General features: G+C 66.0%; 5 protein-coding genes and 1 pseudogene. 5 read left to right on the top strand and 1 reads right to left on the bottom strand.

The window, feature by feature from the left end:
• A partial coding sequence (locus tag AC2VOG_RS13965) for a condensation domain-containing protein (protein ID WP_486940483.1) occupies positions 1-1,732 on the bottom strand: 1,732 nt, incomplete at its 3' end.
• Positions 1,733-2,013: 281 nt separating this feature from the next.
• Between AC2VOG_RS13965 and AC2VOG_RS13960 the strand changes: the two genes are divergently transcribed.
• From AC2VOG_RS13960 to AC2VOG_RS13940, 5 genes and pseudogenes are all read left to right on the top strand, one after another.
• Positions 2,014-3,009 (top strand): hypothetical protein, encoded by a 996-nt coding sequence (locus AC2VOG_RS13960; protein WP_486940482.1) that lies wholly within the window; start codon positions 2,014-2,016, stop codon positions 3,007-3,009.
• A 27-nt stretch (positions 3,010-3,036) separates the two neighbouring features.
• The gene (locus AC2VOG_RS13955) at positions 3,037-4,659 is read left to right on the top strand and encodes a (2,3-dihydroxybenzoyl)adenylate synthase (RefSeq protein WP_486940481.1); all 1,623 of its coding nucleotides are present in this window, start codon (positions 3,037-3,039) and stop codon (positions 4,657-4,659) included.
• Positions 4,660-5,169: 510 nt separating this feature from the next.
• A complete protein-coding gene (locus tag AC2VOG_RS13950; protein WP_486940480.1) occupies positions 5,170-6,153 on the top strand; it encodes an alpha/beta hydrolase in 984 nt (327 codons plus the stop codon).
• 2 nt (positions 6,154-6,155) lie between these two features.
• A complete protein-coding gene (locus AC2VOG_RS13945) occupies positions 6,156-7,001 on the top strand; it encodes an SDR family NAD(P)-dependent oxidoreductase (protein ID WP_486940479.1) in 846 nt (281 codons plus the stop codon).
• A gap of 30 nt (positions 7,002-7,031) precedes the next feature.
• Positions 7,032-7,410, top strand: a pseudogene (locus tag AC2VOG_RS13940) (ferritin-like domain-containing protein); the annotation flags it as partial.

Genomic DNA, 7,410 nt, shown 5'->3' with positions numbered 1-7,410 from the left:
GCTGACCGTACGTGAGCTCGCCGGTGCTGGAAAATACGGCGCACGCGTCCGGCCGCTCCTCGGCGCGCCGAAAGAAGCCGTCGTGCAACATCTCTCCGCTGGGGACAGCACTGCGGCCGTTGACCGCGTCGCGGACCGCACGCTGCTCGGCAGATAACGCCGGCGGGTCCGGCTGCATCCACCCCTCGGCGGTCGCCAGTCGGCGCAGTTCGTCGATGTGATGGGCGAACATCGCGTCGATCACACCGGCGGGGAACACGTGGTCGCGGACATCCCAATTCACCATGACGCCGCCGTCGAACTCGGTGACCTGGGCGTCGAGCGACACTTGTGGCCCCTGCGAAATGATCCAACTGGGGGTGCCGAACACGTCGATGACGTCGCGGCAGAACAACTCCCCGAGACCCAGCGCGCTGGTGAACACCACCGGCGCGAGCACTGGGGCGCCGCGGTGGCGGCCGAGGTCACGCAGCACCGACAGACCCGGATAGTCGGCGTGTGCCGCGGCGGTTCGCATCGCATTTTGCACCGCGTGCGCGCGCGAGGCCGCATCCGTGGTGGCGGTCAGGTCGACGTCGAGCAGCAGTGCGGAGGTGAAGTCGCCGACCAGGCTGTCGACATCGGGGTGGATGGCCTCGCGGCCGAACAGCGGCACGTTGAGCAGAAACCGCGACGTGCTCGACCAGCATGCCAGGGTGTGCGAGAAAGCGGCCGCGAACAGCATCGCAGGGGTTACCCGGCGGCTGCGGGCATGGTCGAACAGGGCGTCCCGCGTGCTTGGGTCCAGCCATTGCCAGCGACGAGTACTTGTGCGCGACAGCATGTCTCCAGATCCCAGCGGCAGCCTGGGCGGGTCCGGGAGGTACGGGATGCGTCGCGACCACCAGTCCCTGTCCGCATCGCGGGCAGGTTGCGGACCGCTCTGCCGGCGCACGATCTCGTGGCGGTACTGCTGATAGGTGAAGCCGAGGTCTGGTAATCGCCGGCCCCGATACAGCGCGGCCAGGTCCGCCATCGCCGTGCGGTAGCTCATCGCGTCGGCAGCCTGCATGTCCAAATCGACATGCAGGCGCGACCTTTCGCCGGGCAATAGCGACAGCGTCAGCTCGAATACCTGCCCGTCGAGCTGTTGGTGCGATTTCGCCTCACGAAGCCCCAGCAGCCGCTCGCCGGCGATCTCGGCGGTGAGATCCCGGAAGTCGTGCACGGTAACCGGAAACGGAGCCGCCGGGGCGATCCATTGGGTCCCGTCGGAGTGAAACCGGACCCGCAACATCGGGTGGCGCACCGCCAACGCGGTGGCAGCTTGGCGCAACCGTTCGGGATCGATTGCACAGCCGTCGAATTCGACATACAGATGTCCGGCCACGCCGCCCAGCGGCTGACTGTCGTGACGCCCGACCCACATCGCATGCTGCATCGGCGCGAGTGGGAACGGGTCCTCGGACGTCGCGGTCGGCGGACTCAACTCGGCGGACTCTGCCGCACTGGCGCCGACGAGCAGCGACCACGCCTCGACGGTGGGCTCGGCCGCCAATGCGGCGAAGTCGACGTCGACCCCTCGACGACGCCACTTGCCGGCCAGCGACATCATCCTGATCGAGTCAAGGCCCTGGCTGACGAGGTTGGTCCCGGGGTCGAGCGAATCGGCACGGACGCCGAGCAATGCGGCGACCTCGGCACGCACCTCGTTCGGGCCGCCGACATCGGCAGCCCCGACCCCATCAGTCAACGCCCAACCCTCCTACTAGTTAGTTGAGGCTAGCCTAAATTGCCGGCACCGTTAGCGGTTGGGTACCGGCGACGCTACCGGCCGCCCTGGCCTGCGGGCGTCGGGGTCTAACTGGCGCCGTCACCATCCGGCAGCCGCACTCAACCCTGCCCGCAGCCCAACTACACCAAGCCTAACTTAGGTTAGGCAAACCTATTGCCGCTCACCTAAATCTCAGGTAGCGTCGCGTCCCGCCTGGTTATGGCGCTGTGTCCACTTAAGTCGAATCAAGGAGAGATGCCGTGCATCTGGTTGTTCCCCGTAAGTCTGCCCACCTGAGCCGGCTGGGGATCGCTGGCGTGGCGATTGCTGGTCTGGCGATTGCGGCCACTGGCCTGCCGGCGCGCAGCGCGCCGACCTCCGCCGGCCCCGCGATCGAGCACTTCGACGTCAAGCTCGCTTCCGGGGAGGTGGACTGGACGACATTGCTGTCCAACGTGGACGCGAACTTGGCCACCCTGCAGAGCGAATCCACCACGGCCGGCGGCCAGCTATCGGAGGCGCTCGACAGCGTGTCCGAGCACTTCAGCACGCAGATCAGCACCGCTGCGACCGGCTTCGGAACGGGAGTCGACAACGCGCTGTTCGGCGGCTGGTACGGCGGCGACGACGGTTATGTGTTCGGGCTGTTCGGTGGAGAGCCGGTGATGGGGCCCGACGGAGTCACCGAGACCGGCAGCCTCCTGGCCGCGCTCTCGACAGAGTTCCACGACGGAAACGCTCTACAGGCATACAGCGACATCAACGTGTATTCGCTGGAGCTGCTCGACCATACGATGAAGCCACTGCTGGCGCCGCTGCTCGACGAGACCAGCAAGGGTGTGACGACGTATTCGATCCCCGTCGAGCTGTCGCAGATCCAGACCAACCTGCTCGAGCAGTTCGGCAATTACACCGAGCTGAAGGGTCTGGCGGAGACTGTGCTGTCCCCCGAGATCAGCGGCATGTTCGCGCTGAGCAGCGACCTGCAGAACATCGGCGCGGAGCTCGCGGACAGTGCCACCAGCGCTCAGGGCCTCGCCGACCTGACCAACCTGCCGTCCGACGTGATCAACGCGATCGTCAACGGCTACGACGCCGGCACGAACCCGTTCAACGGCGCCGCGGAACTGTTCCCCGGTCTGCTCAACGACGGCAGCTTCCTCAGCGAGCTGTACACCACCTGGACCGAGCAGTTCGTCACCGCGCTGGGTGAATCCTCGGCGCCCGATGTACTCACCGGGCTGCTCGGCTTCTGAGCAGCGCACGCGAACTGGAGACAGTTGATGTCGACTTCAGTTATGGCAGGCTTTGCGCCTTTTCCGCTCGACCGTGCGGCGGCCTACCGCGCCGCGGGGTACTGGAGCGGTCGGACGGTCGACTCACTGCTGTCGGACGCGGCGCGACGCTGGCCTGCAGGTCTCGCGGTGCTCGATGCCGACGGGCCGAAGCGGCTGACCTTCGCGCAGCTGGACGAATGCGCCGACAGCGCCGCGGCGGGCCTCGTAGAGCTGGGTATCGAAGCCGGCGATCGCGTATTGCTACAGCTACCGAACAGCTGTGAATTCGCGGTGGCGTTGTTTGCGCTGTTGCGCATCGGCGTGATCCCGGTGATGTGCCTGACCGGTCATCGAGCGGCGGAACTAGGACATTTCGCCGCGGTCAGCGAGGCGACGGCGCTGTTGATTACCGACAGCGCAAACGGTTTCGACTACCGCCAGATGGCCACCGAACTGCAGCGCGAGCACCCGGGACTGCGCTACGTCGTCGTCGACGGCGATGCCGGGCCCCACCTCGCGTGGTCGCACGTGCGTGCCAATCGCGACGTTGAATCTCTCGCACCGAATCCTGGTCCCGAATCCCCAGCCCTGCTGCTGGTGTCCGGTGGCACCACCGGCACACCGAAACTCATCCCTCGCACCCACAATGACTACGTCTACAACGCCACCGCCAGCGCCGAACTGTGCGAGCTCAGCTCCGAGGATGTATACATGGCGGCTTTGCCTGCCGCACATAACTTTCCGCTGGCTTGCCCGGGGCTGCTCGGTGCGATGTCGGTCGGGGCGCCCACGGTTTTTCTCGCCGACCCCAGCCCCGAGGCCGCCTTTGGCGCCATTGTGCGCCATGGCGTCACCGTCACCGCAGTGGTCCCGGCACTGGCCAGGCTGTGGGCACAGGCCACCGAGTGGGAGCCGGCGGCGCCAACGTCGCTGCGCCTGTTGCAGGTTGGCGGCGCCAAGCTGGAAGCAGTTGACGCACAACGGGTCCGCGGGACACTGACGCCGGGCCTGCAACAGGTGTTCGGCATGGCCGAAGGTCTGCTGAGCTACACCCGGCCCGGCGATCCCACGGACGTCGTCGATCGGACTCAAGGCCGTCCGCTGTGTGCCGCTGACGAACTGCGCATCGTCGACGACGCCGGCCGGCCCGTCGCGGTTGGCGCCGAAGGCGAATTGCTGGTCCGCGGCCCGTACACGATCAACGGTTATTTCCGCGCTGACGAGGCCAACGCAATCTCCTTCGACCCGGACGGCTTCTATCGCAGCGGCGACGTGGTCCGTTTGCGCGCTGACGGATACCTTGAGGTCACCGGCCGGGTGAAAGACGTCATTCACCGCGGCGGCGAGACCATTTCCGCAGCCGATCTCGAAGCGCATCTGCGCGCCCACCCGACGATTGTGTCGGTGGCAGCGGTAGCGCTGCCCGACCAGTATCTCGGCGAAAAAATCTGCGCGGCAGTCGTTTTCTCGGGCGGACCGGTGACGCTGCCCGAGCTGAACGCCTACCTCGACCAGCGAGGGGTGGCCCGGCACGCACGCCCCGACATACTCCATGCGATGACGGCGCTACCCACCACAGCGGTAGGCAAGGTCGACAAGAAGGCCATCGCCCGGCAATTACTGTCTTAAGATTCGCCGCCGAATTCATCGAGTTCGGACAGAGATTGCTTACCTTTGGGCACTAACCTGAGTCTCAGCGTTGGTTTCCTCGCTGCGATGAAGTGGAGAAAAAGCAGTGACTATGGCAGTGAGTGTTAACAAGATGGCACCCGCAGCGAGCGGTCGTGTCGAGGCAAAGCGGTCAGTCATGTCGATCGCGTTCTCGCTGCTGGCCGCCGGAGTCGCGATCTTCGGAGCAGGCGCCGCGATGGCGTCGCCGTCCAGCGTCAGCACCGGAGATGCCCTGTTGGCGTTCCACGGCAAGTAGTTACGCACTCAGTTCACGCAGTCGCGGCGACGCAGTGATCGAGCGCCGTATCGGCGCTTCGGTTGTGATTGCTGGCCTTCCCTACCCCATCCAGTGCAGTGCGCTGCCTGAGCGCGTCGACCTCACGGGGTCGCCAGGCAGGGGTCTTGCGGCCGACACACGACCAAACCTTGCCATTGACTAATGTCACCATTCGGTGTTGACTCTCGCGTATGACGGAGTCAATGCGGACTCGGGGATCACTACGTTCCCGTTCCGCAGCCCTGGTGAGCATGGCGACATTGCGACAGGTAAGCGCGGTGCTGCCGCCCGAGCAGGCCTGGGGCTTGTGGGCGTCACGACGAATCATCGCCGGAGTCATGGATGCCTTCGGGCCATCGCTGGCCGGCACGCGCATCGAGCACGTCGACGTGCAACACGATGGCCGTCGCGTCGTCGGTGAATGGGTGCGCGGCCCCGGCGCCTCGACGAGTCGCGGCGCCATCTACTTTGTGCACGGCAGCGGCTTTGCCCTCTGCTCGCCGCGGACGCACCGCAGGCTGGCGGCGTGGCTGTCACGGCTGACCGGTCTACCGGTGTTCACCGTCGACTACCGGTTGGCGCCGCAGCACCGCTTCCCTGCTGCGGCCGACGACGTGCGGACCGGCTGGGATTGGCTCACCGCACAGCTTCCGGCGGAAACCGTTGTGATTGCCGGTGATTCAGCCGGCGGTCACTTATCGGTGGACCTGCTGCTGCAGCCCGATGTCGCTGCCCGCGGCCCGGCCGCGCTGGTGCTGTTTTCACCGCTGATCGACCTGACGCTCGAGCTTGCCCGGGCCCGTGAGGATTTACGGCGCGACCCGGCGATCCGCGCCGCAGACGCTGCCCGCCTGGTTCGGCTCTACAGCCGGGGCGTCGACCCCGCCCATCCACGGCTGAAACTCGACGTCGCCGGCGGCCCGACGCTGCCACCCACACTCATCCAGGCCGGCGGCGCCGAATTTCTGCTGGCTGATGCGCGTCACTTGGCCGCCGACATCCGTACCGCCGGCGGCCGCTGCACCCTTCAGGTGTGGCCGGACCAGGTGCACGTCTTCCAAGCGTTACCCCGGCTGACCCCCGAAGCCACCAAAGCGATGGCACATGCCGCGGATTTCGTCGGGAAAGCATTGCTCGACAGCACTATTGAAAATATGACGGGGAAGGCGGGCTGACGATGATCGGACCGTTCGGCAAATCGCCCAAGGTGAGCCACCACGCACGTGCGGTGGTGACCGGCGCAGGCAGCGGCATCGGCGCCGCCTTCGCGATCGAGCTCGCCAAGCGCGGCGGTCGGGTCGTGTGCAGCGACATCGACGAGGTTGCCGCCAAGCGAACAGTCACCACGATCGGTGACTTCGGTGGCGAAGCCATCGCAATCGCCTGCGATGTCACCCAGTTCGGCGAAGTCCAAGATCTGGCCGGCCAATCGCAATCGTGGTTCGGCGCCGCGCCCACGCTGGTGATCAACAATGCCGGCGTCGGTTCGGGCGGCGCCCCGATCGGCGAACTCCCGCTGGAGGACTGGCAGTGGGTGCTCGGCATCAACCTGTGGGGGCCCATTCACGGCTGCCATGTCTTCGCGCCGATCCTGCGGACAGCCGACGCATCGGAGCCGCGGGGCATCATCAACGTCGCCTCGGCCGCCGCTTTCGGTGCCGCGCCGAGCATGGGTGCCTACAACGTCAGCAAGGCCGGGGTGCTGATGCTCTCTGAGACGCTTGCCGCCGAATTGTCAGGCAGCGGAGTCAAAGTCACCGTGCTGTGCCCGACCTTCGTCAAGACCAACATCGTCGAAGCAGGCCGGATTTCGGCAGGCGCGACGAAACTCGCCAACCGGATCATGGGGTTGACCGGATTCACCGCGGAGAAGGTCGCAAGAACGTGCCTGGACGCCCACGATCGCGGCGACCTGTACTGCATGCCGCAACTCGAGGCGAAGTTCGGCTGGAACATCAAGCGGTTCGCACCAGGCACCTACACTCGCGCGGTCGGTCTGCTGAACCGCATCGCCCCGCTCTGATTACACCGATCGAACCAAGGAGTGGCACGGATGGCTATCGACATGGAAGCGATGCTGGCCAAGATCAAAGACCGTCAATGGGCGCTGGCCGACATCGACTGGAACGCACCGGGCGCCGAGATGATCAGCGACGAGCAGCGGCCACAGCTCAAGGCTTTCATGGCCGACCTGTGCTGGATCGAGAACATCGGCGCCCGGGGGTTCGCGGCGCTGGCGAAGAAGGCGCCCACATCGACCGTCGCTGAGATCTACCGCTACTTCCACGCCGAGGAACAGCGCCACGCCAATGCCGAACTGGCGCTGATGAAGCGCTGGGGCATGCTCTCCGACGGCGAAGTTCCCGAACCGAACGTGAACATTCGGCTGGCCATCGACTGGCTGGACCGGTGGGCCGACGACATGCCGCTCT

It is taken from the genome of Mycobacterium sp. TH-M11 (genome assembly GCF_057473725.1).
This window is presented reverse-complemented; position numbering and strand designations above follow the sequence as displayed.